The sequence below is a fragment of the Leisingera sp. ANG59 genome (genome assembly GCF_013317235.1).
In the GTDB taxonomy this organism is placed as follows: Bacteria; Pseudomonadota; Alphaproteobacteria; order Rhodobacterales; family Rhodobacteraceae; genus Leisingera.
Genome location: NZ_WLCM01000100.1, coordinates 1 through 892, shown reverse-complemented (window position 1 = coordinate 892; position 892 = coordinate 1). Strand labels below are relative to the sequence as shown.

Annotated in this window: 1 protein-coding gene; it reads right to left on the bottom strand. The window is 64.8% G+C overall.

From position 1 onward, the window contains the following. A partial coding sequence (locus GKC28_RS26090; protein ID WP_217434233.1) for a zinc ribbon domain-containing protein occupies nt 1-602 on the bottom strand: 602 nt, incomplete at its 3' end. Nucleotides 603-892 lie beyond the last annotated feature (290 nt).

Sequence of the window (892 nt, the reverse complement as noted above, 5' to 3'; positions counted from 1 at the left end):
GTGCCCTCCGCCGCAGGCGTCAGCACGATCCGCTCCACCAAAGCGCGCAGCGCTTCCTTGGCCTCTTCCATGCCCTCGGCCGTGCCAAGGCTCCTGATCAGCCGCGACACCCGCTCCCGGTAGGGCGGGTCCAGCAGGCTGCTGGCCGCAGGAAGCTTGTAGAGGCGAAGGCCGAAAACAAGCTGACGAGGAGGGGATCGAAGGGGGTATCCCCCTCGCGAACGGAAAGTTGCAAAACCGGGGTCCAGCTCGATCATCCGGTCTTTCACCTGATCTGCGGGAATGCCTGCGATGATCGCATCCACCAGCTTCTGGTGGTCGCGCTTGGCACGGGCGAGCGCCTGTTCCTTTTCCTTGCGGTTCCCGGCGGCTGCGGCCTTCAGCCGGTTGCGTTCGGCAGTGTATTCTTCGCAGAAGACCTGCACCGCATCCGGATCCATCAGGTGGTTCGCCAGCGCATCCAGAACCCGGGCTTCCAGGTCGGCCTGCTTGATCGTGCGCTTGTTGCTGCAGACCGCGGCGCCCTTGTTCCTCGCCGGGGAGCAGCCGAAGCTGTCCCTGGAGATCTTGGCAAAGCCGCCGCCGCAGCAGCCGCAGGCCATCAGGCCGGAGAACAGCGTCTTCGGGCGGCGCCGGTCCCAGATGTCAACGCCGTTTCAATTTTCCCCAAAAGTGCCGAAGTAAAATTCCCCACTTGCTCGGTCCCGGTGATCAGCCGGCGTTAGTGATCAGCGGCTCCATTCCTTGTCTTTGGCGGTCGCCCGCGGCGCTTCGGCGGAGGCGGGGGAGCGATCGGGGCGTTGGCGCGGACATGCTCGGGTATGAGGTCGGCATGGCTGCGCAGGCGGTAGCTGGCACCTTCGATCTGTATGACCACAGCGTGGTGCAGGAG